General features: G+C 65.3%; 30 protein-coding genes. 7 read left to right on the forward strand and 23 right to left on the reverse strand.

Going from position 1 to position 24,202, the window contains the following annotated elements; all coding sequences use genetic code 11:
* Positions 1-6: 6 nt before the first annotated feature.
* Complete coding sequence (locus GC146_RS12640) at positions 7-564, reverse strand: lipid-binding SYLF domain-containing protein (RefSeq protein WP_291839090.1); 558 nt, start codon at positions 562-564, stop codon at positions 7-9.
* 127 nt (positions 565-691) lie between these two features.
* Positions 692-1,690 (reverse strand): porphobilinogen synthase, encoded by a 999-nt coding sequence (hemB, locus tag GC146_RS12645; protein ID WP_291839093.1) that lies wholly within the window; start codon positions 1,688-1,690, stop codon positions 692-694.
* 122 nt (positions 1,691-1,812) lie between these two features.
* On the opposite strand from hemB, the gene GC146_RS12650 reads away from it, so the two are divergent.
* Genes GC146_RS12650 through GC146_RS12660 form a run of 3 tightly spaced genes read left to right on the forward strand, consistent with a single transcriptional unit; the run spans position 1,813 to position 6,160 of the window.
* Positions 1,813-2,340, forward strand: coding sequence for a component of SufBCD complex (locus GC146_RS12650; protein ID WP_291839096.1), 528 nt, complete (start codon positions 1,813-1,815; stop codon positions 2,338-2,340).
* Positions 2,341-2,371: 31 nt separating this feature from the next.
* Positions 2,372-5,830 (forward strand): transcription-repair coupling factor, encoded by a 3,459-nt coding sequence (mfd, locus tag GC146_RS12655; protein ID WP_291839099.1) that lies wholly within the window; start codon positions 2,372-2,374, stop codon positions 5,828-5,830.
* A 57-nt stretch (positions 5,831-5,887) separates the two neighbouring features.
* Positions 5,888-6,160 (forward strand): excalibur calcium-binding domain-containing protein, encoded by a 273-nt coding sequence (locus GC146_RS12660; RefSeq protein ID WP_291839102.1) that lies wholly within the window; start codon positions 5,888-5,890, stop codon positions 6,158-6,160.
* 8 nt (positions 6,161-6,168) lie between these two features.
* Here GC146_RS12660 and GC146_RS12665 read toward each other — a convergent pair whose 3' ends face one another.
* From GC146_RS12665 to GC146_RS12675, 3 genes are read right to left on the reverse strand one after another with little or no spacing between them, the layout of a single operon-like run.
* Positions 6,169-6,579, reverse strand: a complete 411-nt coding sequence (locus GC146_RS12665; protein ID WP_291839105.1) for a potassium channel family protein — start codon at positions 6,577-6,579, stop codon at positions 6,169-6,171.
* A complete protein-coding gene (locus GC146_RS12670) occupies positions 6,576-7,220 on the reverse strand; it encodes a DsbA family oxidoreductase (RefSeq protein ID WP_291839108.1) in 645 nt (214 codons plus the stop codon). The genes GC146_RS12665 and GC146_RS12670 overlap by 4 nt, the downstream gene beginning before the upstream one ends.
* Complete coding sequence (locus GC146_RS12675; protein WP_291839109.1) at positions 7,207-8,715, reverse strand: class I adenylate-forming enzyme family protein; 1,509 nt, start codon at positions 8,713-8,715, stop codon at positions 7,207-7,209. The genes GC146_RS12670 and GC146_RS12675 overlap by 14 nt, the downstream gene beginning before the upstream one ends.
* A gap of 66 nt (positions 8,716-8,781) precedes the next feature.
* Between GC146_RS12675 and GC146_RS12680 the strand changes: the two genes are divergently transcribed.
* A complete protein-coding gene (locus GC146_RS12680; RefSeq protein WP_291839112.1) occupies positions 8,782-9,405 on the forward strand; it encodes an XRE family transcriptional regulator in 624 nt (207 codons plus the stop codon).
* Here GC146_RS12680 and GC146_RS12685 read toward each other — a convergent pair.
* From GC146_RS12685 to GC146_RS12700, 4 genes are all read right to left on the reverse strand, one after another.
* Entirely contained in the window at positions 9,394-10,047 is a 654-nt protein-coding gene (locus GC146_RS12685) for an MIP/aquaporin family protein (RefSeq protein ID WP_291839114.1), read from the reverse strand. The genes GC146_RS12680 and GC146_RS12685 overlap by 12 nt on opposite strands.
* Positions 10,037-10,516, reverse strand: a complete 480-nt coding sequence (locus tag GC146_RS12690) for an arsenate reductase ArsC (RefSeq protein ID WP_291839116.1) — start codon at positions 10,514-10,516, stop codon at positions 10,037-10,039. Before GC146_RS12690 ends, GC146_RS12685 begins: the two co-directional genes overlap by 11 nt.
* 53 nt (positions 10,517-10,569) lie before the next feature.
* Positions 10,570-11,559 carry an aldo/keto reductase gene (locus GC146_RS12695; RefSeq protein WP_291839117.1) on the reverse strand — a complete coding sequence of 330 codons (990 nt, stop codon included), beginning with the start codon at positions 11,557-11,559 and terminating at the stop codon, positions 10,570-10,572.
* 72 nt (positions 11,560-11,631) lie between these two features.
* The gene (locus tag GC146_RS12700; RefSeq protein WP_291840719.1) at positions 11,632-13,398 is read right to left on the reverse strand and encodes an extracellular solute-binding protein; all 1,767 of its coding nucleotides are present in this window, start codon (positions 13,396-13,398) and stop codon (positions 11,632-11,634) included.
* Positions 13,399-13,767: 369 nt separating this feature from the next.
* Here GC146_RS12700 and GC146_RS12705 point away from each other — a divergent pair, with 369 nt between their 5' ends.
* A complete protein-coding gene (locus GC146_RS12705; protein ID WP_291839119.1) occupies positions 13,768-14,541 on the forward strand; it encodes a 3-hydroxybutyrate dehydrogenase in 774 nt (257 codons plus the stop codon).
* 21 nt (positions 14,542-14,562) lie between these two features.
* Here GC146_RS12705 and GC146_RS12710 read toward each other — a convergent pair whose 3' ends face one another.
* The 12 genes from GC146_RS12710 to GC146_RS12765 form a co-directional block, all read right to left on the reverse strand.
* On the reverse strand, positions 14,563-14,790 hold the full coding sequence (locus tag GC146_RS12710) for a hypothetical protein (RefSeq protein ID WP_291839121.1): 228 nt from the start codon (positions 14,788-14,790) through the stop codon (positions 14,563-14,565).
* A gap of 193 nt (positions 14,791-14,983) precedes the next feature.
* The gene (locus tag GC146_RS12715) at positions 14,984-15,232 is read right to left on the reverse strand and encodes a ferrochelatase (protein ID WP_291839123.1); all 249 of its coding nucleotides are present in this window, start codon (positions 15,230-15,232) and stop codon (positions 14,984-14,986) included.
* A gap of 77 nt (positions 15,233-15,309) precedes the next feature.
* The gene (locus GC146_RS12720; RefSeq protein WP_291839124.1) at positions 15,310-15,951 is read right to left on the reverse strand and encodes a 2OG-Fe(II) oxygenase; all 642 of its coding nucleotides are present in this window, start codon (positions 15,949-15,951) and stop codon (positions 15,310-15,312) included.
* A gap of 59 nt (positions 15,952-16,010) precedes the next feature.
* Positions 16,011-16,223 carry a hypothetical protein gene (locus GC146_RS12725; RefSeq protein WP_291839127.1) on the reverse strand — a complete coding sequence of 71 codons (213 nt, stop codon included), beginning with the start codon at positions 16,221-16,223 and terminating at the stop codon, positions 16,011-16,013.
* Between the two features lie 35 nt (positions 16,224-16,258).
* Entirely contained in the window at positions 16,259-16,504 is a 246-nt protein-coding gene (locus GC146_RS12730) for a hypothetical protein (protein WP_291839130.1), read from the reverse strand.
* A gap of 88 nt (positions 16,505-16,592) precedes the next feature.
* Entirely contained in the window at positions 16,593-16,808 is a 216-nt protein-coding gene (locus tag GC146_RS12735) for a hypothetical protein (RefSeq protein ID WP_291839133.1), read from the reverse strand.
* Between the two features lie 30 nt (positions 16,809-16,838).
* Complete coding sequence (locus GC146_RS12740) at positions 16,839-17,048, reverse strand: hypothetical protein (RefSeq protein ID WP_291839136.1); 210 nt, start codon at positions 17,046-17,048, stop codon at positions 16,839-16,841.
* 22 nt (positions 17,049-17,070) lie between these two features.
* Positions 17,071-17,262, reverse strand: a complete 192-nt coding sequence (locus tag GC146_RS12745; RefSeq protein ID WP_291839140.1) for a hypothetical protein — start codon at positions 17,260-17,262, stop codon at positions 17,071-17,073.
* 325 nt (positions 17,263-17,587) lie between these two features.
* The gene (locus tag GC146_RS12750) at positions 17,588-18,193 is read right to left on the reverse strand and encodes a LysE family transporter (RefSeq protein ID WP_291839142.1); all 606 of its coding nucleotides are present in this window, start codon (positions 18,191-18,193) and stop codon (positions 17,588-17,590) included.
* Positions 18,194-18,200: 7 nt separating this feature from the next.
* Positions 18,201-18,917: a DUF502 domain-containing protein gene (locus GC146_RS12755; RefSeq protein ID WP_291839145.1), complete on the reverse strand. Its 717-nt coding sequence runs from the start codon at positions 18,915-18,917 to the stop codon at positions 18,201-18,203.
* A 93-nt stretch (positions 18,918-19,010) separates the two neighbouring features.
* Complete coding sequence (locus GC146_RS12760) at positions 19,011-19,928, reverse strand: pseudouridine-5'-phosphate glycosidase (RefSeq protein ID WP_291839148.1); 918 nt, start codon at positions 19,926-19,928, stop codon at positions 19,011-19,013.
* Complete coding sequence (locus tag GC146_RS12765; protein ID WP_291839150.1) at positions 19,925-20,818, reverse strand: PfkB family carbohydrate kinase; 894 nt, start codon at positions 20,816-20,818, stop codon at positions 19,925-19,927. The genes GC146_RS12760 and GC146_RS12765 overlap by 4 nt, the downstream gene beginning before the upstream one ends.
* A 241-nt stretch (positions 20,819-21,059) precedes the next feature.
* On the opposite strand from GC146_RS12765, the gene rpsB reads away from it, so the two are divergent.
* Entirely contained in the window at positions 21,060-21,827 is a 768-nt protein-coding gene (rpsB, locus tag GC146_RS12770) for a 30S ribosomal protein S2 (protein WP_291839153.1), read from the forward strand.
* Between the two features lie 74 nt (positions 21,828-21,901).
* The gene (tsf, locus tag GC146_RS12775) at positions 21,902-22,780 is read left to right on the forward strand and encodes a translation elongation factor Ts (protein WP_291839157.1); all 879 of its coding nucleotides are present in this window, start codon (positions 21,902-21,904) and stop codon (positions 22,778-22,780) included.
* A gap of 146 nt (positions 22,781-22,926) precedes the next feature.
* Here tsf and GC146_RS12780 read toward each other — a convergent pair whose 3' ends face one another.
* Both GC146_RS12780 and GC146_RS12785 read right to left on the reverse strand, forming a co-directional pair.
* Positions 22,927-23,430 (reverse strand): gluconokinase, encoded by a 504-nt coding sequence (locus tag GC146_RS12780; RefSeq protein WP_291839159.1) that lies wholly within the window; start codon positions 23,428-23,430, stop codon positions 22,927-22,929.
* Positions 23,427-24,194 carry an SDR family oxidoreductase gene (locus GC146_RS12785; protein ID WP_291839161.1) on the reverse strand — a complete coding sequence of 256 codons (768 nt, stop codon included), beginning with the start codon at positions 24,192-24,194 and terminating at the stop codon, positions 23,427-23,429. Before GC146_RS12785 ends, GC146_RS12780 begins: the two co-directional genes overlap by 4 nt.
* Positions 24,195-24,202 lie beyond the last annotated feature (8 nt).

Consider the following 24,202-nt stretch of genomic DNA (forward strand, 5'->3'; position numbering starts at 1 on the left):
AGCCGCTTAGGGGATGATCCTCGTGTACTTGGTGCCATCGAGCGTGGCCCCAATGCGCAGGCCCTGCTGCCCGAACACCACCGCGATCACCGGCGCGAGCGACGTTGTCGTGTCGGCCAGCAGCGTCTCACCCCGGTCGGGCACGGCATATTCCAGGTTCGCACCCGCAGACCAACCGGGCGACGACCGGAAATCGGCCAGCGCCTGCTGCGTCATGAAAAACAGCACATGGCTGTATTGCTGCGCGCCGATCTGAAGGCCCGCGCTGCCGCCGGTGGCTGTGTAGTAATCCACCGTCGTCTGGCCCACGCGCAACGCCCCGCGCCCATAAGAGCCGCCGATGCCAAGGCCAACCTCGGTCATCAGGGGCATCACGAGCATACCGGCGGCCTTGTCGGCAAGGTCCTTCGTGCCGGGATAGCGCTGGTACATGATCGCCAGTGTCTGGTCGACACGCTGGTCGATGACTGTCGAACCATTGCTGCCAATCCCGTTGCCGCAGGCGGCAAGGGCAGGCGTGGCCAACAGGCTCAGCGCGAAATGTCGTCTGGTCAGGATGCTCATCGGGTGCCTCGTAAAATGCCTGGATGTCGCGGCCTTGTGCCCGGCCGGATTGACGCAACTATATGCTGTATCGTCGGGCCTGTCATCCGCCACGATCATGCCGCGCGAAAAACTGCCCGTAATGGCCTTAACCGTTGAGGATTTCGGCCGCTTCGGGTGCGAAATAGGTCAGGATCCCGTCACATCCGGCGCGCTTGAAGCACAACAGGCTTTCCAGCATCACCTTGCGCCCATCGAGCCAGCCGTTTTGCGCTGCCGCCTGCAGCATCGCGTATTCGCCCGACACTTGATAGGCATAGGTCGGCACGCCGAAGCTGTCCTTCACTCGCCGACAGATGTCGAGATAGGGCATCCCCGGCTTGACCATCACCATGTCCGCGCCTTCCATCAGGTCGCGCTGGATCAGGCGCATCGCCTCGTCGGAATTGCCCGGGTCCATCTGGTAGGTGGCCTTGTCGCCTTTCAGTGCGGCGCTCGCGCCCACCGCATCGCGGAACGGGCCATAGAAGGCGCTGGCGTATTTCGCGCTGTAGCTGAGGATCGCAACGTTCTGATGTCCTTCGCTTTCCAGTGCCTGACGCAGCGCGCCGATGCGCCCGTCCATCATGTCCGATGGGCCGAGGATATCGGCGCCAGCCACGGCTTGCGCCAGCGCCATCTTCACCAGCGCCTCGACCGTGCGGTCGTTCACGATCTCGCCGTCCACGACAAAACCGTCATGCCCGTTGATGTTGTAGGGGTCGAGCGCGATGTCGGTCATCACGGCGATCTCGGGCACGGCATCCTTGATCGCGCGGATCGCGCGGTTGGTCAGGTTGTCGGGGTTCCAGGCCTCGGCGCAATCTTCGGTCCGGGCCTCCATCGCGGTGTAAGGAAAAAGGCAGATCGCCGGAATGCCCAGGCCATGGGCGCGCTTCGCGGCCCTCACCACCCGGTCCACCGTCAGCCGCGACACGCCGGGCATCGAGGCCACGGGTGTTTCGTCATCATGGCCAGCCATCACGAAGACGGGCCAGATGAAATCGGCCGGTGAAAGGGTGTTCTGCCGCACCAACGCGCGCAAAGACGGTGTGGCCCGCAGGCGGCGAAAGCGGGCGTCGGGGAAGGGGGCGACGGTAGGAAGCATGGGCAGGGCCTTTCTGGTCACACTTCTGTGCGTCGCATGGATTTCGCGCCGTCACAAGTCTGGGCATCTGCAGGAACGGACGCTAGTGTGCCGCGACTTCAACAGGCGGAACGACCGACCCCGTGCACTGGACCAAAACGATCTTCGAAGTCATCGACATGCGGTCGTTCTCGAACCTGTGGTTCTGGATCGCGCTTGCAGTTCTGTGGTCCTCGACCAGTCACTGGGTGCTGGGGGTGCCGTTCGACCTTGTCCAGCGCGGCGCGCGGCAAGGTGGGCAAGCGCAGCAGGACCTTGAAGACATGGTGCGCATCAACGTCAACCGGTTGCTTTACATCGGCCGGGTGTCGGGGTTGTGGGTGCTTGGCGTAGTTTGTTTCGTCCTCAGTGCCTTGGCTGGTCTGGGTTTCTGGTATCAGATCGAGATTGCGCAGGCGATCTTCCTGCTGGTCTTTCCGTTGTCACTGGTTGGCGGGCTCAGCCTTGCCACAGCGCGACTGATCGAGGCAGAAGGGCTGCAGGGCGACGCGCTGCATCGCCGGCTGGTTCGTCACCGCATCTATGTTCAGATCATCGGCATGATCTCGATCTTCATCACCGCGATGTGGGGGATGTATCAGAACCTCGCCGCGATGCCCGGCTTTGGTTGACACCGCCGTGCCGCGGCGTAGCTAGGCGCGCATGGCCGATCCCAAGCATATCACCGTTTCCGGCGCGCCCGAGGGCTTTGATGCCCGGCTGATTCTCGCCGAGATCGACCGGGCGAACGGCCCGGTGCTGCATATTGCGCGCGATGACAAGCGGCTGGCGGCCCTACAGGCCGCGCTGGCCTTTTTCGCGCCCGATATGCCGGTGATGACCTTTCCGGCGTGGGATTGTCTGCCCTATGACCGCGTCTCGCCCAACCCAGATGTCTCGGCGGCGCGGATGGCGACGTTGGCGGCCCTCGTCCATGCCCGGCCCGCGCGGTTCGTGCTGCTGACCACGCTGAACGCCGCGACCCAGCGGGTGCCCGCGCGCACGCTGCTGGCCGAGGCGGCGTTCAAGGCCGAGGTGGGCGCGCGTATCGACGAGGCCGCGCTGCGGGCCTACCTCGTGCGCATGGGTTTCACCCAAAGCCCGACGGTGACCGAACCGGGCGATTACGCCCTGCGCGGCGGGATCATCGACATCTATCCACCTGGCGAGGGCGGGCCGATCCGCCTGGACCTGTTCGGCGACGTGCTGGACGGCGCGCGGCGGTTCGACCCCGCAACACAGCGCACCACCGAAAAGCTGAAACGGGTGGAGCTGGCCCCGGTCAGCGAGGTGATCCTCGACGAGGCCGCGATCACCCGTTTCCGTCAGAACTACCGCATCGAGTTCGGCGCAGCAGGCACGGATGATCCGCTTTACGAGGCCGTCAGCGCCGGGCGGAAACACGCGGGTGTCGAACACTGGCTGGGCTTCTTCCACGAGAAGCTGGAGACGTTGTTCGACTATCTGCCCGAGGCGACGGTGACGCTGGACGACCAGACTACGCCCGCGCGGCTGGCACGCTGGACCGCGATTGCCGACCAGTACGACACGCGGATGTTCGCGCTGAAACAGAAGACGCGGGTCGATTCGGTTTACAAGCCCGCGCCGCCGGGGCTGCTCTACCTTGACGATGCCGCCTGGATGGCCGCCGTCCACGACCGGCGCGTGATGCAGTTCGTCGCCCTGAAGCAAGCGACCGGACCGGGCGTGATCGATGCCGGCGGGCGCATCGGGCGCGATTTCGCGCCAGAGCGGCAGCAGGAAAAGATCAGCCTTTTCGGGGCACTGGCCGCGCATGTAAAGGCGCGAGCCGAAGACGGGCCGGTGGTCATTGCGTCCTACTCGGAAGGGGCACGTGAACGCCTGACCGGACTGATCGAGGATGAGGGGATCACCGAAACAATCCCGGTCAGCGACTTTTCCTGCGTGGGTAAGCGCGGCGTGCATCTGGCCGTCTGGCCGCTGGAGGCGGGGTTCGAATCGCCCGGTCTGACGGTGATTTCCGAACAGGACGTGCTCGGCGACCGGCTGATCCGGCAAACCCGCAAGCGCCGCCGCGCCGAGAACTTCCTGACCGAGGCGCAAAGCCTTAGCCCCGGCGACCTTGTCGTGCACGTCGATCACGGCGTGGGCCGCTACCTGGGGCTGGAGGTGGTCACGGCGCTGGGTGCCGCGCATGAATGCCTCGCGCTGGAATATGCAGAAGGGTCAAAGCTGTACCTGCCGGTCGAGAATATCGAACTGCTCAGCCGCTTCGGCCACGAAGAGGGGCTGCTCGACAAGCTGGGCGGCGGCGCGTGGCAGGCCAAGAAGGCTCGCCTTAAAGAACGCATCCGGCAGATGGCCGAGCGGCTGATCCGCGTCGCCGCCGAACGCGCCCTGCGCACCGCCACCGAACTGACCCCGCCCGAGGGGATGTGGGACCAGTTCCTTGCCCGTTTCCCCTATGCCGAAACCGACGACCAGTTGCAGGCCATCGACGACGTTCTGGACGACATGTCCAGCGGCAACCCGATGGACAGGCTGGTCTGCGGCGACGTCGGCTTTGGCAAGACAGAGGTCGCCATTCGCGCGGCCTTTGTCGCGGCGATGTCGGGCGTGCAGGTGGCGGTGATCGCGCCTACGACGCTGCTGGCGCGCCAGCATTACAAGAGTTTCGCCGAACGTTTCCGGGGCTTCCCTGTCACCGTCCGGCCGCTGTCGCGCTTTGTCTCGGCCCGCGATGCGGCGCTGACGCGCGATGCTATCACCAAGGGCACCGTCGATATCGTGGTGGGCACCCATGCGCTGCTGGCCAAGGGGATAAGGTTCCAGAACCTCGGCCTGCTGATCATCGACGAAGAACAGCACTTTGGCGTGCAGCACAAGGAACGGCTGAAGCAGTTGCGCACCGACGTGCACGTGTTGACGCTGACCGCCACGCCGATTCCGCGCACGCTGCAACTATCGCTTTCAGGCGTGCGCGAGATGAGCATCATCGGCACCCCGCCGATCGACCGGCTGGCGATCCGCACCTATGTCAGCGAGTTCGACACGATCACCATCCGCGAGGCGCTGCTGCGCGAACATTACCGCGGCGGGCAATCCTTCTTCGTGGTGCCGCGCATCTCCGATCTGCCCGAGATCGAGGATTTCCTGAAACGCGAAGTGCCAGAAGTCACCTTCATCATAGCGCATGGCCAGATGGCGGCGGGCGAGCTTGATGACCGGATGAACGCCTTTTACGACGGCAAGTATGATGTCCTTGTCGCCACCACCATCGTCGAATCGGGCCTCGACATCCCGACAGCCAACACGATGATCGTGCACCGCGCCGACATGTTCGGGTTGGCGCAGCTTTACCAGATCCGCGGCCGCGTCGGCCGGTCCAAGACGCGCGCCTATGCCTACCTGACGACGAAGCCGCGCGCCAAGCTGACCGTGACGGCCGAGAAACGCCTGCGCGTGCTGGGCAGCCTTGACACGCTGGGCGCGGGGTTCACGCTGGCCAGCCAGGACCTCGACATCCGCGGCGCGGGCAACCTGCTGGGCGAGGAACAGTCGGGCCAGATGCGCGAGGTGGGTTACGAGCTTTACCAGCAGATGCTGGAGGACGAGATCGCGCGCATCCGCTCGGGCGTGGGCGAGGGGATTGTCAGCGATGACGGCCACTGGGCGCCGCAGATCAACCTTGGCGTGCCGGTGTTGATCCCCGATACCTACGTCCCCGACCTCGACGTGCGCCTCGGCCTTTACCGCCGCCTGTCGTCGCTGACGACCAAGGTGGAACTGGAAGGTTTCGCCGCCGAACTGATCGACCGGTTTGGCCCGCTGCCGCGCGAGGTCAACACGCTGATGCTGGTCGTCCGGATCAAGGCGATGTGCAAGAAGGCCGGCATCGCCACGCTGGACGCCGGCCCCAAGGGCGCGACGATCCGCTTTCACAACGACAAATACGCCTCGCCCAAGGGGCTGGTCGACTTCATCAACGACCAGAAGGGGCTGGCCAAGGTCAAGGACAACCGCATCGTCATCCGCCGCGACTGGACGCGCGAGGCCGACAAGATCAAGGGCGCATTCGCCATCGCCCGCGACCTGGCCGACAAGCTGGCCGAAGAGAAGCGGGCAAAGGCCGCGACTTGACGGGATGGCAGGCTGCGGGGGAACCTGCGGCAGCTGAACCCCGTGCAAGGCAGTCCGATGTGGCGGTGCGCGCTTGTCTTTCTGGTGTTGACTGCGGCGCCCGCGGCCGCCGACCCTTCTTCGCCCGTGCTTGGGATCGGTCCCGTCTCGTTGACCGGTCAGATCCTGCTGGCCCGTGCCTTCAGCTGCGCCCGCAAGACCTGCACGCAGATGCAGTCCTGCGAGGAAGCCTGCTATCACCTCATCGTCTGCGGCGAGAGTGCCCGCGACGGCGACCATGACGGCATCCCATGTGAGAACCTGTGCCGAACCCGGTGCCCGCCGCAGTGAATGGGCGATCAGCCGTCGCCCGGCGGTGTCATCTTCTCCATGGCGGGTGGGGGCGGGGTTTCGGGGCGTTGCACGGGCTTTGGAGCAGACTCTTCGGCGGCCTTGGCGCGGCGCATGTTGCGGCGTCGCCACCAGTTCAACCGCCCCGGGTTGACGCGGTTGGAGATGGCGACATTGCCAAGCTGCTGGATCGCCACGGCAAAGACGCCGAGACCGATGAAGATCAGGACCGTCGTGCCGATCCGGCCGATATCGGTATGTGGCACCAGATCGCCATAACCGACCGTCGAGAGGGTCACGACGGTAAAGAAATAACTGTCGAGATAGCTCCACCCCTCGACGACGTGGAAAAACAGCGTGCCCCCGACGATCAGCGTGACCATCGTGCCGACAAGCGCGCTGATGAAATCGCGGTTCATGGACTGGGCGACATCTTCTCGCTGATCTCGGCAATGATCCGGTCCCAGACCTCGGGCGGCTGGGCACCGGGGACGGCATATTGACCGGCAACAACGAAGGTCGGCACGGCGTTGACACCGGCCTTGCGGCTATGCGCCTCGCGCGCGCGGATCGCATCCAGATCGGCATCGGTGGCCAGCAGCCGGGTGACAAGGGCGGCATCCATCCCGGCGCTGTCAGCGATATCTGCCAGCACTTCCGCATCGCCGATGTCGCGGCCCTCGGCGAAATAGGCCGAGAAGAGCCCCGAGACGATGGCGGATTGGCGGCCCTCGATTTCCGCCCAGTGAATCAGGCGGTGCGCGTCGAGCGTGTTGGGCGTGCGTTTCATCGCCGCAAAGTCGATAGGCAGCCCCGCCGCCTGCGCCTGTTCTTCGATCCGGGCATAGACGCGCGCCGCCTCGGCCTTGCCGCCGAACTTGGTCTCCAGGTAGGTGCGCCGGTCCATGCCCTCGCGCGGCATGTCGGGGTTCAGCTGAAACGGGTGCCACGAAATGGTGAAAGGTGCGTCGGGATGCGCGGCCAATGCGGTATCCAGATGCGCCTTGCCGATATAGCACCACGGGCAGATCGGGTCCGACAGGATATCAAGCGTGACCATGTGCGGCTTCCCAGTCCTGCCGCAGTTTGCGGCGCAAAAGCTTGTTATTGGCCCCGCGCGGCAGGCCGGGCACGTGAATGTAAAGGCGAGGGCACTTGTAGCGGGCCAGCCGCGCCGCCGCAAACCGGTGGAGCGCATCCTCGTCTAGCAGATCGGCGGCAGTATAAAAGGCCGCGATTACAGTTGTCTCGGCCTTCACGCGGAGTTCAACGGCCGCCACCTCCGCCAGCCCCGGGAAATGCGCCAAAGCCTCTTCCACCTCGACGGGCGAGACGCGGTAACCGCCGGCGTTCATCATGTCGTCGGCGCGGCCCATGTAAGTGATGGCACCGCTCGCATCGGCGCGGCCCAGATCGCCGGTCAGAAACCAGTCGCCCTGAAACCGCGCGGCGGTCTCGTCGGGCTGGTCAAGGTAGCCCAGCATCAGCCCGGGGTCGCTGCAATGGACGGCGATGGTCCCGGTTTCGTCTTTGGGCACCGGCCCGTCGAGACCGATCAGCGCCACCCGGCGGCCCGGCTGCGGACGCCCCAGCGTGCCGGGCGGCGCAGGCGCGGCAGGGCTGCCCGAGATAAAGGTCGAGCACTCGGACATACCATAGGCCTCGTGCACCGCGGTCCCGGTGGCGGCTTGCCATGCCGCGCGCAAGGTCTCGGGCAGCTTCTCGCCCGCCGACAAGCCGTGGCGCAAAGCGGGCAGGGGGGGCAGGGCGGCGCGCAGCATCTGCCGATAGACACCTGGTGCCGCGGCAAAGATCGTGGCCCCATGCGCCGCCAGCAGGCCGGGCAGGGCGGCGGGTGGCGTTCCGGGCGCCGGGATCAGCGCGGTCGCACCAACCGCCCAAGGGTCCATCAGCCCGGTACCCAGTGTGTAGGTCCAGTTGAAGGCACCTGCGTGCAACAGCCGATCATCAGGCGTCAGCCCATACCAGCCGTCCCACATCATCCGGCGTGCCCAGATTGCACGATGGGCATGGACCACCGCGCGCGGGCGGCCGGAGGTGCCCGAGGTGTAGATGATGTAGGCCGGCCGGTTCGGATCGCCGAAGGCAAAATCGGCCGGCGGCAGGTCATGAAACCCCGCAAGTGCAGCGGCCTCCAACACCGGCGCGTCATCGCGGGGCAGCGCGACGCCCGGCGAGGCGACGATCAGCCGTGGCCGGATGTCAGCGGAAATCGCGGTGACCTCGGGGGCCGTCAGTTGCGCCGAGGTTGGCACCGGCACCAGCCCCACCGCGATGCAGGCAAGGTAGGTCAACGGAAACTCGGGGGTGTTGTCGAGCCGCATCAGCACCCGTTCGCCCGCTGTCAGCCCCTGTCGTAGCAATCCCGTGGCGATGCCCCGCACCGCCCCGGACAGGCGGGCATAGCTCCATGTTTCGGCCCCATCGGCCCCCAGCACGGCAAGCGCCGTCTTGTCAGGCCGGTCGGCGGCGCGTCCCAACACATGGGCGGCCATGTTGAAAGGATGGGGGCAGGGCGCGGCAGAACCATTCATGGCGCTTGGCTAGCCCCCCGCCAGCGCAGTTGCAAGCAGGCCCGCGGGCAGCGTATATCGGCGCCCATGTCCGACCATGACCCCAAGTCATTGATCCGTCTGGCCCGTGGTGATGGCCGCACCGAGCTGCCGCCGCCACTGGACCTTGGCGCGCGTGTCCGCGAGTTGCGCAAGGCCCGTGCCTGGACGCTGGAGCAAGCAGCGTCGCAAGCGGGGCTTGCCCGCTCGACCCTCTCGAAGATCGAGAACGGGCAGATGTCGCCCACCTACGAGGCGCTGAAAAAGCTGGCGACGGGGCTGGAAATCTCGGTGCCGCAGCTTTTCACGCCGGCGGTGCGCGGGCCGGCCGAGGGCCGCTATGCCGTCACCCGCGTGGGCACGGGCGCGGCGACGATCACCACCACCTACGAACACGAACTGCTCGCCGAGCAGGTCACGAAAAAGCAGATGCTGCCCTATCGCGCCCGCATCCGCGCCCGCCGTATGGACGAGTTCGACGGCTGGGTGCGCCACGAGGGCGAAGAGTTTCTTTACGTCCTGACCGGGGCGATCCGGCTTTATACCGAGTTTCACGAACCGGCCGAGATGCGCCGCGGCGACAGCGCCTATTACGATGCCACGATGGGCCACAACGTGGTCTCGATCAGTGCCGAGGATGCGACGATCCTCTGGGTGACGTCACTCGTCTGAACCGAAGAGCAGCGGCAGCGCCAGGGCGGCCAGTTCCACCGCCACGATCTGCGCGAAGATGAACATTGGTGCGTCCAGTGGCCGGATGCCCGCGAAGGTATCTGTCAGACAGCGGGCGATGGTGACGGCAGGGTTGGCGAAACTGGTCGAGGCAGTAAACCAGTAGGCCCCTGTGATGTAGAGCGCGACAAGCGCCGGCACGGCCTCGGGCCGCGCTTTGAGCCCGCCGAAGATGGTGAAGAGAAGTCCGAAGGTCGCCACCACTTCGGCCACGCCTTGGGCCACGCCGCTGCGCACATGGGTTGAAAGCTGCAGGACCGGCAGTTCGAACATGACATGCGTCAGCCAGACGCCAAGGATGCCGCCAGCGATTTGCGCCCCGACATAGGCCAAGGCGTCGACTCGCCCGATCTTCCCGCGCAACTCGAAGGCCAGCGTCACGGCCGGGTTGAAATGCGCGCCCGAAACCGGGGCCAGCGTGGTGATGAGAACGTAAAGGATCGCGCCGGTGGCAATGGCATTGGCCAGCAGCGCCACGCCGACATTGCCGCCCGCCAGCCGCTCGGCCATGATGCCCGACCCGACGACGCCGATCAGCAGGAACGCGGTGCCGAGCGCCTCGGCCAGTAATCTACGCCGCATCGGCGCCGATCCGGGCCAGCGCGGCGGCCATGTCTGCCTGGCTCATGGTCTCGAAGGGCAGGACGAGGAAGGCCGCGGCGCGGGCGTGCAACTGGTCGAAGGCCGTGGCAAAGGCGCTGTCCCAAGCTGCCTCTGGGGCCGCGGCGGGGTCTTCCACGCCCCAATGAGCGCGGACCGGCGCGCCGGGCCAGTAGGGGCATTCCTCGGCCGCGGCCGCGCCGCAGACGGTGATGACGGCGTCCATTTCCGGCGCGCCGGGTGCCGCGAACTCGTCCCAGCTTTTCGAGCGCAGGCCCTCCGTCGGATAGCCCTTGGCGGCCAGCAACCGCAGCGAGGCGGGATGGACCCGCCCCGCGGGGCGCGACCCGGCCGAAAAGGCATGGACCCGTCCGCCGCTGTCGCGGTTCAGGATCGATTCCAACAGGATCGAGCGCGCCGAATTACCGGTGCAAAGGACAAGGATGTTCATGGCCGCCCCCAGGACTTGCGCCCTGTTATGACGGCCATGTAACGGTTTTGCGACTAGAAGCGCTGCGGCGCGGCGGGCTTGTTGCCCATCACCGCCTCGATCTTGTCCATCACCTCAGGCGTCAGCTTGTCACGCGCATCCAGCGCGGCAAGGTTGTCCTGCAGCTGCGACAGGCGCGAGGCGCCGAGGATCACGGTCGAGACGCGCGGGTTGGCAAGGCACCACAGCAGCGCCATGTGGTGGATCGGCATCCCGGCCTCTTTGGCGATGGCGGCCAGTTCGCCCACCTTGGCGATCTGCGCCTGCCCGGCCTCGCTTTGCACCCGGTCGCGCAGCCATTCGTAGCCGGGCAGCGTCACCCGGCTGTCGTTGGGGATGCCGTTGTTGTACTTGCCTGTCAGCAGGCCCGAGGCCAGCGGCGACCAGATCGTCGTGCCAAGGCCGAACGTGTCGTAAAGCGGTGCGTAATCGCCCTCGACCTTTTGGCGTTCGAAGAGGTTGTATTGCGGCTGTTCCATCGTCGGCGGGGTCAGGCGCCATTCGCGGGCGACCTGGTGCGCCTCGGTGATCTGCTGGGCCGACCATTCCGACGTCCCCCAGTAGAGGACCTTGCCCTGCGTGATCAGGTCATGCATCGCGCGCACGGTTTCCTCGATCGGCGTGTCGATGTCGGGACGGTGGCAGAAGTAGAGGTCGAGGTGATCCACCTGCAGCCGGCGCAGCGCGGCATGGCAGGCCTCGGTCACGTGCTTGCGGCTCAGGCCGCGCTCGGTGGGCTTGGCGCCGCCCCAGAACACCTTGGACGACACGACGTAGCTCTCGCGGTTCCAGCCGAGCTTCTTCAGGGCCTCGCCCATCACGATTTCCGAGTTGCCAGATTCGTAGCCCTCGGCATTGTCGAAGAAGTTGACGCCGGCATCATAGGCCGTGCCCATCATCTTTTCGGCATCGGAGGTATCCACCTGCTTGCCGAAGGTCACCCAGGACCCAAACGAGAATTCGCTGACCTTCAGGCCAGATTTCCCAAGACGACGATATTGCATGTTCTTTCTCCTTCAACGTGAAAGGACCGGCCACACATGGGCCGGTCCGGTCTTGTGCTCATGTAGGCCGATCTAGCTTTCGGACCACCACCAGACATCGGGCTGCCAGCCCGGCCAGTCGCCGAACAGCGGCAGATGCTCTGGGTAGTGCAGGTTCTTGGAATGGGCAATGCGGCTGATGTTCCACTGGTAGATCGGGATGACATAGCGCCCGGCGGTCAGGATCCGGTCCAGCGCCTTGACCGCCGCGACAAAGTCGGTCTGGTCGGCCGAGGTCAGCAGATGGTCGATCATCGCGTCGATGGCGGGCGACTTGACGCCCATCATGTTACGGCTGCCGGGCGTGTCGGCGGCTTCCATCCCCCAATAGGCATATTGCTCGTTCCCGGGGCTGAGCGAGAGGCCGCGCCGGAAATAGGTCATGTCATAGTCGAACTTGTCGGTGCGCTCCTTGTATTGTGCGCTATCGACCGTGGTGACCGTGGCAGTGATGCCCATCCGGGCCAGCGATTGGACGAACATATCGATGATCGACTTGTTCTCGGAACTGCCCGAAGTCAGCAGGATGTCGAAGGTAAAGGGCTCTCCGGCGGCGTTCTTCATCACGCCGTTCTGAACCGTCCAGCCGGCTGCCGCCATCTCGTCCAGCGCCTTGCCGATATTGGCGCGGTTGCGCTCCGTCCCGTCGCCCACAGGCAGGGAATAGCCCTCGATCGTGCCGGGGATCAGATCGGCGGCGAAGGGCTTGAGCAGGTCCAGCACCTTGCCGGTGGCCGCGTCATGGCTCATCCCCAGCGGCGAGTTGGAGTAATAGCTGGTGATGCGCGGCTGCGCTCCACCCGTCAGCGCCTCGTTGATGAACTCGAAGTTGAAGGCGTACATCATCGCGTCGCGCACGCGCCAATCGGCGAATTGCGGGCGGCGCGTGTTCATCACGAATCCGGTCATGCCGCTGGGCCGCTGGTTGGGCAGCACAGACTTGACGATGTCGCCCGACTGCACGGCGGGAAAATCGTACTGGCTGTCCCAGCGCGCCACGTTGAACTCGCGGTTGGAGTTGACCAGCCCGGTCTTGAACGCCTCGAAGGCGGCGGTTTCGTCGCCGAAGAATTCCAGCCGCACCTCGTCGAGGTTCTCGGTTCCACGGCGGAAGGGAATGTTGGCGCCCCAGTAATTCGGGTTGCGCTTGAGGCTGACGTAACGGCCGGCCTCGAAGCTGTCGATGACATAAGGCCCGGATGTGATCGGGATGACGTCCAGCCCGCTTTCGGCGAAATCCTTGCCTTCCCACTGGGCCTTTTCAAGGATCGGGCGCAGACCGGCCAGCATCACCAGCTCGCGGTCCTCGGTGTTGAAGGTGATCCGTACCTTGCCCGGCCCGGTCTGTTCGATCGAAGCGACCTTGGACCAGAACCCGGCGTAGCGCGGGTGGCCTTGTGTGCCCAGCGTCTTGAACGACCAGATCACGTCATCGACGGTCACCGGGTTGCCGTCCGAGAATTTCGCGGCCGGGTTCAGCGTGTATTCCACCCAGTGCCGATTCGGCCCGACCTCGACCGATTCGGCCAAAAGGCCGTATTCGGTGAAAGGTTCATCAAGGGTCCGGCCCATCAGGCTTTCGCTGATGAGGTAGGTCAGTTGCCAGGGCACACTACCCTTCAGGATGTAGGGGTTCAGGCTGTCAAAGCTGCCAACTTCGGCGGTGACGATCTTGCCGCCTTTCGGCGCATCCGGGTTCGCATAGGGCAGAGCCACAAAATCCGGTGGCAGGGCAGGCTGCCCATACATAGCTATGCCATAGGTCGGCTCGGCTTGGGCGGTCGCTGCAACCAGCGCCATCGCCGCACCGATGGCCGCAGCCGCAATTCTGCCGAAAAACTGTGTTCCCATTCTGACGACACTCCCGCTCGATCCCGTTTTTCTTGGGCTTCAGCCTAGACGCCCAGTCGTGCCTTTTCAAACTTTTAGCTTGGACCTCGGCGGCAGAAGGCTTATAACGGCCTTACTGCTCGATAGGTTTCTTGCCTGTATGAAACCTGCCTCAATAACTTAACGCCGGCTTCGTGCCGGCGTTTTTTTTGGCTCATCGACAGACAGAACTGCCGGCCGAACGCTGCCGAATCGGGCATTTTCGTGGCAATGCGGGATTGCGCCCGTTTGCAGATGCAGCATGATGCGCCCAACCCAAGACCCCAAAAGGAGCGCGCCATGACACTTCGCGGCAAGACAGCCATCATCACCGGATCGAACTCGGGCATCGGTCTGGGCGTGGCAGAGGCGTTGGCGGCGGCCGGGGCCGATGTGGTGCTGAACTCGTTCACCGACCGGCCCGAGGATCATGCGCTGGCCGTCCAGATGGGCCAGCAGCACGGCGTAGAGGCGCGCTATATCTGCGCCGACATGTCCAAGCCGGACGAAGCGCGGCGGCTGGTGTCAGAGGCCGGGGCCTGTGACATCCTTGTCAACAACGCCGGCATCCAGCATGTCGCCCCGATCGAAGAGTTTCCGCCCGCGATGTGGGACCGGATCATTGCGATCAACCTGTCTTCGGCCTTTCATACCACGGCCATCGCGCTGCCGATGATGCGCAAGGCGGGATGGGGCCGGATCGTCAACATCGCTTCGGCCCACGGGCTGACCGCCTCGCCCTACAAGTCGGCCTATATCGCGGCCAAGCACGGCATCGTCGGCCTGACCAAGACGACGGCGCTGGAAACGGCGGGCGAGGGGATTACTGCCAACGCGATCTGTCCGGGTTACGTGCTGACGCCGCTGGTCGAGGCGCAGATCCCCGACCAGATGAAGGCACATAACATGGACCGCGACACGGTGGTGCGCGAAGTGATGCTGCTGCGTCAGCCCTCGCGCCAGTTCGCCACCACGGAACAGATCGGGGGAACAACGTCATTCCTCTGCTCGGCCGCAGCCGACCAGATTACCGGCACCACGATCAGCGTTGACGGTGGCTGGACGGCCCTCTGACGGGGGCGTCCGCCAGCAACGTCAGCGTTCGATCGGGGTCTTGCTGCCCGAGGCCAGCACGAGCAGCGCGATCAGGATCAGCGGGATGATGATGGCGGCCGACGAAGACGAGGCCTTGGTTTCCTGCACGATCGGGGCAGGGGTCATCTCGATGGCGGGGGCCATGCCGCCGGCCTGAGCGGTGGTCCCCGCGAAGGCGAGGCCAGCCGCGATCATTGTGGCAGAGCGTGTGTAGTTCATCGTTGTCATTGCGATATCCTTCACCGTCACTTGCAGGTCTGCTTGCCTGCCGAGTTTCAAACCGGGGAAATCGCGATCAGCGCGGCCCTCCCCGGACCGACCACGCCCGCAGGCCTGCGCCCACGGAGGATCACCCGGACACGGTTTCGTGTCTGGCGGCGGAATTCAAGAAAAATCCATCATCGACGGCCGAGTGTGAGCGTCAGGGGGGCCCCGGCGCCACGAGAACCTCACCACCGGACTTGCTGCTCGCGGCCAGCACAAGCAGCGCGATAAGGATCAGCGGAACGATGATCCCCGCCGACGAGGACGAGGCCTTGGTCTCTTCCACGATGGGCGCCGGAGTCATCTGCACGGCTGGTGCCATGCCGCCAGCCGTAGCGGCGCTGCCTGAGATGGCGAGACTTGCCGCAGCAAGGGCCGCGGGCCGGACGTAGGACATTGTCTTCATGAATCTATCCTTGGAACTGTCGCACGAAATACACGCGTGCTCAAAAATGATGGCAGGGCCACGCCAGTCTGGCCAGTTCAAAAAACCTGCGTTTCGCCGTCTTCGGCCGGGTAATCGCGGTAGACATGGGCGATTTGCTCGCGCCACCAGAGACTGAGTACCCATTTCTCGCCGCTTGTCACAGGACGGCCCGCATGTACGGCATGAGGGTGCTGCTCGACAGTGCCGGGCGTGGTGTTCGAGAACAGCAGGACGCGGCCCAGCCTTGGCCGCACGGCGATTTTCAATTCTGGAAACTCTGTCTCGCCCCCGCCCTCGACGTTGTTGAGGTAGCACAAAGTGGTAAACAGGCGCTGGCCCCCATTGCGCAGTTCGATCGCCGCGCCCGGGTTGAACCCGTGATAGGCATCGTGGTGCAGGTCGAACTTTTCCGTGCCAGTGTAATGCAGCAGCTTTGCCTGTTCACAATGTTCAGGCGGCATCCTCACCAGCGACGAGACCCGTAACACAAGATCGGCAAGCTCGGGGACCGACCACTGATCGATCCGCGCATGCCGGTTGGACCGGACATCGCTGATTTCCGCGCCAGTCATGGTCGTCACCCCGGCCCGTTCGAGGTGATCCTTGCCCGCCGCGATGGCGGCAGCGGCAGCCGCCGCATCAAACACTTCGTCATGAACGGCGACGACTGGATTTGCGCACAAAAGCGTGGCGCGCATCGGCTTGGGTCTCCGTCAGGCAGGGCGAGGCGCCCGCGCGATGGCGGGCGCCCCGGAGATCAATCGACGATCCCGGTCTTGCTGCCCGAGGCCAGCACGAGCAGCGCAACCAGGATCAGCGGGATGATGATGGCGGCCGACGAGGACGAAGCTTTGGTTTCCTGCACGATCGGGGCAGGGGTCATCTCGATGGCTGGGGCCATGCCGCCGGCATTGGCGGCAGTGCCGCCAAGAAGCAGGGCCGACGCGATCAGGGCGGTTTTACGTGTCATGGTCATATTCCTTCGGTTTGGTTGAGGTTGGGCTATCAGCAAATCGAGGCAAAGCACGTTGCGCCGCTGCCCTTGCTGCCCGACGCTATCAGGAGAAACGTGATCAGGATCAGCGGGATGATGATCGCGGCGGACGAGGACGAGGCCTGAGTCTCTGCCACGATCGGGGCAGGGGCCATCTCGATGGCCGGGGCCATGCCGCCGGCACTGGCTGTGGTGCCCGCAAAGGCAAGGCTGGCCGCAAGCAGGGCAGCCGGACGAGCAAAAGTCATCTTTTTCATTCTCTTTCCTTCATCAAATGTGGGCCGTCGTAAGGCCTATCGCCCAACGACCCCCGCGTTTTTCAAGTTCCTGTAGGCACTTCTACGATCAGATGGGCCTTGCCGAGGTCTTGCTGCCCGAGGCCAGCACAAGCAGCGCGATCAGGATCAACGGGATGATGATCGCTGCCGAAGAGGATGACGCCTGCGTTTCGGCCACAATGGGCTCGGGCGCCATCTCGATGGCCGGGGCCATGCCGCCGGCGCTGGCGGCCGAAGCAGCAAGGGTGAATGCGAGGGCGAGGGACGTACTCTTGCGGGTCATTTGGAAATCCTTTCGTGGAAGTGGTCAGGATCAGGTATCCGGGGAGATCTTGCTGCCCGAGGCCAGCACGAGCAGCGCGATCAGGATCAGCGGGATGATGATGGCAGCGGACGACGACGAGGCTTTGGTTTCCTGCACGATCGGGGCGGGGGCCATCTCGATGGCCGGGGCCATGCCGCCGGCATGGGCAAAGCCCCCGGTCAGACACAGGGCACTGGCGAGAAGGGCAGACTTTTTCATGGAAGCTCCTTTCTTGAGCGTATCAGCAGTTGGGCGTGGCGAGAGCCGCGCATTGAACGCGCGCCACGTTGGTCCGGCCTGAAGCCAACAGGATAAACGTGATCAGGATCAGCGGAATGATGATGGCAGCCGACGAGGACGAGGCTTTGGTTTCCTGCACGATCGGGGCAGGGGCCATCTCGATGGCCGGGGCCATGCCGCCGGCCTGGGCCATGGAGCCCGTTAAAGTCAATACGGCCAAGGTGACAGCCTTGGCCTGTCGTGTCATGGACATCGGGCGTCCTGAGGTTGCGGCACACGCAGTGGGGGCTGCGCGTCCTGGTGCATCCGGTTCGTCCTGCGCCACCGCTCCCCCAACGGCCACGCGACGACCCGCGCGGCGGCCGATCCCGGCAGCGCACACGCGAACGTGTAGAGAAGGCCGCAGCGCGCCAGCCACGTCAACAGCTTCATGCAACAGGGCCGAAGGGGCCACGATTCGGGCCTGTTCTGTCACATTCCCCCCACAGTCAGGGGCGGATCGGGGCTGTGTCAGCCGGTTATCCCAGCACCAGCCGTGCGGCGAGCGCCAACATCACGACCGCAATCGCCCCGTCTAGGATTCGCCATGCCTGCGGCGAGCGCATCACTGGTGCGACCAGCCGCGCGCCGTAGCCCAGCGAAAAGAAGAAGACCGTCGAGGCGGCTACGGCCCCCGTGCCGAAGGCAATGCGCATCGCACCAGCCGGATAATGGGTCGAGACCGCGCCGATCAGGCCCAGCGTATCGAGGTAGACATGCGGATTGAGCCAGGTCAGCGCCGCCGCGGTGGCCAGCGTCGCGGCCAGTGTGCCACCCTCGCGCGCCTGCCCCAAAGCGTGAGCCGGTCCAATTGCAGCCCGCATCCGCCCCCCGCCGTAGACCAGCAGAAAGGCCGCCCCTGCCATCGTCAGCAAACGGGGCAGCGCCGGAAATGCCGCAGTCACGGCAGAGAACCCGGCCACGCCTGCGGTAATCAACACGGCGTCAGAGGCCGCGCAGAAAAGCGCAAGCCAGAACACATGCTGCCCGATAAGCCCCTGGCGCAGAACAAAGGCATTCTGGGCTCCGATCACAAGGATCAGGGATAGGCCGGTGGCAAAGCCCGAAAGCGCGGCAGAAAGCATTGTCGCGTCACTCGGCCTTGGCAGCAGCAGCGTCGAGCGCGGCGATCACCTCGGGCTTTTTCTGCGGGTAGACCAGACCGGCAGAGATCACCAGCTTGGCCGCATCCTCCACCGACATCTTCAGTTCGATGACGTCATCGCGCGGCACGAAGAGCAGGAAACCGGACGTGGGGTTGGGTGTGGTCGGCATGAAGACGGTTACGATGTCGCCATCATACGGGAGGACATGAGCCACTTCGCCCTTGGCCGAAGTCGAGATGAAGGCGAGCGCCCACATGCCGTCGCGCGGGTACTGGATCAGGCAGGCCGTGTCGAAACTTGTCTCGGACTGGGCAAATACCGTTTCGGCGATCTGTTTGACGCCATTGTAGACCGAGCGGATGATCGGCATCCGGCCGACAAGGCTTTCCCCCCAGCGCAGAAACGATCGGCCTACAAGCCCCTTGGCAGCCCAGCCCAGCACCACGGTGAAGACAAGAAAGAACACCACGCCCATGCCGCGCAGGTTCAGCCCAAGCGCATGTTCAGGATTGAAACGGTCAGGCACGAAGGGCAGCACGGCGCCATCGACCCAGCCAATCACCGTCCAGATCAGCCAGACGGTCATCCCGATCGGGGCAATGACCACCACGCCGGCCAGAAAGTTGTTGCGCAGGAAGCCCAGGATGCTGGGACGGCGGCGCGGGTGTTCGGAGTGAGGGGGGTGATCGGGCGTCTGGCTCACGGGCGGGCTTTCTCGCGGAGGGCTCGATAATGGTTGAGAGATAGTCGTGCTGCGGTCCCGGCACAACGCCGTAGAGGGCCGCGGCATGGTGATTCAGGCAGATGCGGCCATTTCGCGGGCAATCGCGGCGCCAAGGCGCGCATTGTTCAGCACCAGCGCGATGTTGGCCTTCAGGCTGGCGCCTTCAGTCAGCTCGAACAGGCGACCCAGCAGGAAAGGCGTGACCGCCTTGGCGGCGATGCCCTGCGCTGCGGCCTCTTCCAGCGCACGCGCGATCAGCGGGGCCAGCGTTTCGGCCGGGATCTGGTCGGCCAGCGGCACCGGATTTGCCACCAGTTGCCCGCCGGGCAGGCCGAGGGCCGCACGCATCTTTGCGGCCGCGGCGATCTCTGCGGCGCTATCCATCCTGAGCGGCGCGGGAATGTCTGACGTGGCCGACCAGAAGGCGGGCAGGTTGTCTTGTCCGAAGGCAATCACCGGCACGCCCAGCGTTTCCAGCACCTCGTAGGTCTTCGGCAGGTCAAGGATGGCCTTGGCCCCGGCGGCCACCACCGTCACCGGCGTCTGCGCCAGTTCCTGCAGGTCGGCGGAAATGTCGAAGCTGGTCTCGGCGCCGCGATGCACGCCGCCGATGCCGCCGGTTGCAAATACCGCGATGCCCGCCAGATGCGCGGCGATCATCGTGGCGGCCACGGTGGTGGCGCCGGTGCCGCCGCGCGCCATGCAGACGGCCAGATCGGCCCGCGAGAGCTTGGCCACGCCCTGCGCCTGCGCCAACCGCTCCAGCGCGTCGGGCTCCAGCCCGACATGCAGCTGGCCCGCCAGCACGGCGATGGTGGCGGGCACCGCGCCGGCCCCGCGCACCGCGGCCTCGACCGCCTTCGCCGTCTGCAGGTTCTGCGGCCAGGGCATGCCATGCGTGATGATTGTGCTTTCCAGCGCGACGATGGCGCGGCCCTCGGCGCGGGCGGCGGCAACCTCGGCAGAGAAGATGAGGGGCAGGGGGCTCATGCGTCGTCCTTTCCGGCAACGTAGGCGGCGGCGGCGGCCAGCGCCGCCTCCAGCGCGGCCGCGGGGGCAAGGCCGCGGCGTTCGGCGGCGATATGGGCCGCCATGAAGGTATCACCGGCGCCTGTCACGCGGGCCTGCGTCACGCCGGGCGGGGTGCGGGTGATCTGGCCGGTCGCGTCGGCGGCGCAGACCGGACCGGCGCCGTCGGTCACCAGCACATGGCGCGCGCCGCGCCCGACCAGCGCCGCCGCGGCTTCAGCAGCACTGGCGAAGGTGGTGGCGCAAAGCAGCCCCGCCTCCTGCCGGTTGACGTAAAGCGTGGCGCGCGGATGGGTCAGCAGGGCCAGCAGCCGCGTGGCCTTTCCCGGGCTGGCCGGGGCTACGCGAAGATCGGCAGCGGCGAAAAGCGGTGAGGTGGCGATTTCGGCCAGCAGGTCCTCGGTCAGGTTGCCGTCCAGCGCCACGGGGCCGGCCCAGGGCGCATCCAGACTGCCAAGCCGGCCATCGGCCAGCGGCGCGAGGATGGCAGCACCGGCGGCTTCGAGCGAGTGGGCATCTGCCACGGCGGCGATCAGGCCGCGGGCATCCTCGATGGCCATGTAGCTGTCGGTGGGTAGATCGGCGGGACGGTGAAGATGCGCGGTATCAAGGCCCATCGCCTCGGCGGCGGCGACCAGCGCCTCACCCGGCCCGTCACGCCCGACGGCGCTGAGCAGCGCCGGACGCAGGCCCTGTCGCCGAAGCGTCATGGCGATGTTCATGGCCACGCCGCCGGGAATACGGGTGATCGTGCCCGGCACGTCGGCCCCGGGTGCCATCGCGCCGGGCGTGCGCCCGATCACGTCCCACAGGACCGAGCCGATGCAAAGGATGTCTGGACGCGCGCGCATGGCGCTTCATCGCGCGGCCGCGCCGCTTGCGCAAGCGCGGGGACGCCTCCGGCGGGGAGGTATTTGGGCCAACATGAAGGGCAAGGGGGCTTGCGGCGGGGGCGCGGGCAGGGTAAAGGCGCGCTCATTCTAAATCCCGCAGGCAGGGGCGGGTGGTTCGGGGAGAAATCCCGACACCATCCACCGGTTGGACCGAAGGTCTGATACCCCCGCCGAGGCAAAACCGGAAAAAGGACGACCCATGGCTCTTCCCGAGTTTACCATGCGCCAGCTGCTTGAAGCGGGCGTACACTTTGGCCACCAGACCTCGCGCTGGAACCCGAAGATGCAAACCTACATCTACGGCGCGCGCAATGGCATCCACATTCTCGACCTGACGCAGACCGTGCCGATGCTCGACCAGGCGTTGCAGGCGATCCGCGATACCGTCGCCAAAGGTGGCCGCGTGCTGTTTGTCGGCACCAAGCGGCAGGCCCAGAAGGCGATCGCCGATGCCGCCGAGAAATCGGCGCAGTTCTACATGAACCACCGCTGGCTGGGCGGCACGCTGACCAACTGGCAGACCGTTTCGAAGTCAATCCAGCGCCTCAAGCAAATCGACGAGGCCGCCGAGCGTGGCTTCGAGGGGCTGACCAAGAAAGAGCGCCTTGGCATGGAACGCGAGCAGGGCAAGCTGCAGGCCAGCCTTGGCGGGATCCGCGAGATGGGCGGCGTGCCGGATATGCTGTTCATCATCGACGTGGGCAAGGAAGACCTTGCCATCCTCGAGGCCAACAAGCTGGGCATCCCCGTCGTCGCCGTGGTCGATACCAACTGCTCGCCCAAGGGCGTCAGCTATCCGATCCCGGGCAACGACGACGCCGCGCGCGCCATTGCGCTTTACTGCGATCTCGCAGCGCGCGCCGCCCTTGACGGGATGAGCGCTCAGCTGGGCGCGGCCGGCGTCGACATGGGTGCGATGGAAGAACTGGCCGAAGAAGAACTGGCGCTGGAACAGGCCAAGGCCTGAGACCACGCAGTCTTACAGAATTTACCGGACGGGGCGATATCCCCGTCCGGCAACATGTTTCAAGGAGAGAGATGATGGCTGTCACCGCACAAATGGTGAAAGACCTGCGCGATTCGACCGGCGCCGGGATGATGGACGCCAAGAAGGCGCTGACCGAGACCGATGGCGACATGGAAGCGGCCGTTGACTGGCTGCGCACCAAGGGCCTGGCCAAGGCTGCCAAGAAATCGGGCCGCACCGCGGCCGAGGGCCTTGTCGCCGTCAGCGTCAAGGACGGGCGTGGCGTGGCGATCGAGGTGAACTCGGAAACCGACTTTGTCGCCAAGAATGCCGATTTCCAGAAGCTCGTCTCCGATATCGCCGACGTGGCGCTGCAGACCGGTGACTCGCTTGAAGTGGTCAAGGCCGCGCATCTGAACGGCAAACCGGTGGAAGAGGTTCTGACCGACGCCATCGCGCGCATCGGCGAGAACATGACGTTCCGCCGCATGCATGTACTGGAAGGCGACACGCTGGTTCACTACGTCCACAACGCCGCTGCCGAAGGCATGGGCAAGATCGGCGTTCTGGTTGCGCTCAAGGGCGACAACGAGGCGTTCGGCCGTCAAGTGGCGATGCACATCGCCGCCGCCAACCCGGCCTCGCTGTCCGAGGCCGATCTGGACCCGGCGGTCGTCGCCAAAGAAAAGGCCGTGCAGATGGACATCGCCCGCGAAAGCGGCAAGCCCGAGGCTGTCATCGAGAAGATGATCGAGGGCCGGATGCGCAAGTTCATCGCCGACTCGACGCTGCTGGGCCAGGCTTTCGTGGTGAACCCCGACCTGACCGTCGGCGCCGCTGCGAAAGAGGCCGGTGTCGAGATCACCGGTTTCGTCCGGCTGGAAGTGGGCGAAGGTGTCGAGAAGGAATCCGAGGATTTCGCCGCCGAGGTCGCCAAGGCCGCCGGGCGCTGATCACCGCGCAATATTCACGAAAAGGCCCGCGGCAAGCGCTGCGGGCCTTTTTTCATGGCATTCCAGCACGCCCTTATTTTACATAATACTGATTATACGATTATCGGAACGGCGCAGAGTGGCTTCTTGAGGCCCTCTCCTTGCGGTCACAAGCGAACATTCTTCAGCGCTGCAACGATGTTGGCGACAACCGCGTCGCGCCGCGGCGCAATGTCAACGGTCACGGCAGCCTCGTCCGGCTCAGGCGGTTCCAGTGCGGCGAACTGGCTATCAAGAAGCGCGGGCGGCATGAAGTGGCCTTTGCGCGCCGTCATCCGTGACGCAATCACCGCCTTGTCGCCAGCCAGATGCACAAACAGGACATTGCCGCCAGCCCCGGCGCGAATCCGGTCGCGGTACGCGCGCTTCAGCGCCGAACATCCGATGACAACCGGTGGAGGCTCAACACGCAGCGCCTGCCCCACCTTGTCCAGCCACGGCGCGCGATCGGCATCGTCCAGCGGTTCGCCGCGCGCCATCTTTTCAATGTTTTCAGTGGGATGCAGATCATCTCCATCGATGAAGCGCGCGCCCGTCGCAGCGGCAAGCGCCGCACCGATAGCCGACTTGCCACAACCCGATACGCCCATCACCACGATGCGTGGGATCACAGCGAAACCGTGATGCCACCGTCCACATAGACGGTATGTCCGTTGACGAAGGAGGCCGCGTCCGACGCCAGGAAGATGCAGGCGCCGACCAGTTCTTCGACCTTGCCCCAGCGTCCCGCAGGCGTGCGCTTGGCCAGCCAGGCGCTGAAATCCGGGTCGGCGACCAGCGCGGCATTCAAGGGCGTTTCGAAATATCCCGGTGCAATTCCATTGACTTGCAGGCCGTACTTCGCCCAATCCGTGGCCATGCCCTTGGTCAGGTTGGCCACCGCGCCCTTGGTCGCCGTGTAGGGCGCGATGGAGGGCCGAGCGAGCGCCGCCTGCACGCTGGCGATATTCACGATCCGCCCGCGCCCGCGGGCGATCATGTGCCGCCCCACTGCCTGGCCCACATGAAAGACCGAGGCGATATTGGTTTGCAGCAGGCGCTCGAAGGCGTCGGCGGGAAAATCCTCGAGTGGCGCGCGGTGCTGCATCCCGGCATTGTTGACGAGAATGTCGATCGGCCCGGTCTCGGCCTCGAACCCATCGATGGCCGTGCGGACGGCGTCATGATCTGTCACGTCGAAGGCCAGAACGCGCACCTTGGCGCCCTCGCCCCGCAGCGCGGCAGCGGCGTCATCCAGCTTGGCCGTGTTGCGCCCGTTCAGAACCACCTCGGCCCCGGCGGCGGCAAGGCCGCGCGCCAGCGCAAGGCCGATGCCCTGCGAAGACCCGGTGACAAGGGCGCGGCGCCCGGTCAGATCAAACAGGGACAGGCTCATGCGGGGCC

Origin of the sequence: Limimaricola sp. (assembly GCF_016125575.1) — a bacterium.
Lineage (GTDB): Bacteria > Pseudomonadota > Alphaproteobacteria > Rhodobacterales > Rhodobacteraceae > WGLM01.

Coding starts and splice junctions, on each gene's coding strand:
- GC146_RS12640 (WP_291839090.1), bottom strand. CDS start 564: ATGAGCATCCTGACCAGACGACATTTCGCGCTGAGCCTGTTGGCCACG.
- hemB (WP_291839093.1), bottom strand. CDS start 1,690: ATGCTTCCTACCGTCGCCCCCTTCCCCGACGCCCGCTTTCGCCGCCTG.
- mfd (WP_291839099.1), top strand. CDS start 2,372: ATGGCCGATCCCAAGCATATCACCGTTTCCGGCGCGCCCGAGGGCTTT.
- GC146_RS12660 (WP_291839102.1), top strand. CDS start 5,888: ATGTGGCGGTGCGCGCTTGTCTTTCTGGTGTTGACTGCGGCGCCCGCG.
- GC146_RS12665 (WP_291839105.1), bottom strand. CDS start 6,579: ATGAACCGCGATTTCATCAGCGCGCTTGTCGGCACGATGGTCACGCTG.
- GC146_RS12670 (WP_291839108.1), bottom strand. CDS start 7,220: ATGGTCACGCTTGATATCCTGTCGGACCCGATCTGCCCGTGGTGCTAT.
- GC146_RS12675 (WP_291839109.1), bottom strand. CDS start 8,715: ATGAATGGTTCTGCCGCGCCCTGCCCCCATCCTTTCAACATGGCCGCC.
- GC146_RS12680 (WP_291839112.1), top strand. CDS start 8,782: ATGTCCGACCATGACCCCAAGTCATTGATCCGTCTGGCCCGTGGTGAT.
- GC146_RS12685 (WP_291839114.1), bottom strand. CDS start 10,047: ATGCGGCGTAGATTACTGGCCGAGGCGCTCGGCACCGCGTTCCTGCTG.
- GC146_RS12690 (WP_291839116.1), bottom strand. CDS start 10,516: ATGAACATCCTTGTCCTTTGCACCGGTAATTCGGCGCGCTCGATCCTG.
- GC146_RS12695 (WP_291839117.1), bottom strand. CDS start 11,559: ATGCAATATCGTCGTCTTGGGAAATCTGGCCTGAAGGTCAGCGAATTC.
- GC146_RS12700 (WP_291840719.1), bottom strand. CDS start 13,398: ATGGCGCTGGTTGCAGCGACCGCCCAAGCCGAGCCGACCTATGGCATA.
- GC146_RS12705 (WP_291839119.1), top strand. CDS start 13,768: ATGACACTTCGCGGCAAGACAGCCATCATCACCGGATCGAACTCGGGC.
- GC146_RS12710 (WP_291839121.1), bottom strand. CDS start 14,790: ATGACAACGATGAACTACACACGCTCTGCCACAATGATCGCGGCTGGC.
- GC146_RS12715 (WP_291839123.1), bottom strand. CDS start 15,232: ATGAAGACAATGTCCTACGTCCGGCCCGCGGCCCTTGCTGCGGCAAGT.
- GC146_RS12720 (WP_291839124.1), bottom strand. CDS start 15,951: ATGCGCGCCACGCTTTTGTGCGCAAATCCAGTCGTCGCCGTTCATGAC.
- GC146_RS12725 (WP_291839127.1), bottom strand. CDS start 16,223: ATGACACGTAAAACCGCCCTGATCGCGTCGGCCCTGCTTCTTGGCGGC.
- GC146_RS12730 (WP_291839130.1), bottom strand. CDS start 16,504: ATGAAAAAGATGACTTTTGCTCGTCCGGCTGCCCTGCTTGCGGCCAGC.
- GC146_RS12735 (WP_291839133.1), bottom strand. CDS start 16,808: ATGACCCGCAAGAGTACGTCCCTCGCCCTCGCATTCACCCTTGCTGCT.
- GC146_RS12740 (WP_291839136.1), bottom strand. CDS start 17,048: ATGAAAAAGTCTGCCCTTCTCGCCAGTGCCCTGTGTCTGACCGGGGGC.
- GC146_RS12745 (WP_291839140.1), bottom strand. CDS start 17,262: ATGGCCCAGGCCGGCGGCATGGCCCCGGCCATCGAGATGGCCCCTGCC.
- GC146_RS12750 (WP_291839142.1), bottom strand. CDS start 18,193: ATGCTTTCTGCCGCGCTTTCGGGCTTTGCCACCGGCCTATCCCTGATC.
- GC146_RS12760 (WP_291839148.1), bottom strand. CDS start 19,928: ATGAGCCCCCTGCCCCTCATCTTCTCTGCCGAGGTTGCCGCCGCCCGC.
- GC146_RS12765 (WP_291839150.1), bottom strand. CDS start 20,818: ATGCGCGCGCGTCCAGACATCCTTTGCATCGGCTCGGTCCTGTGGGAC.
- rpsB (WP_291839153.1), top strand. CDS start 21,060: ATGGCTCTTCCCGAGTTTACCATGCGCCAGCTGCTTGAAGCGGGCGTA.
- tsf (WP_291839157.1), top strand. CDS start 21,902: ATGGCTGTCACCGCACAAATGGTGAAAGACCTGCGCGATTCGACCGGC.
- GC146_RS12785 (WP_291839161.1), bottom strand. CDS start 24,194: ATGAGCCTGTCCCTGTTTGATCTGACCGGGCGCCGCGCCCTTGTCACC.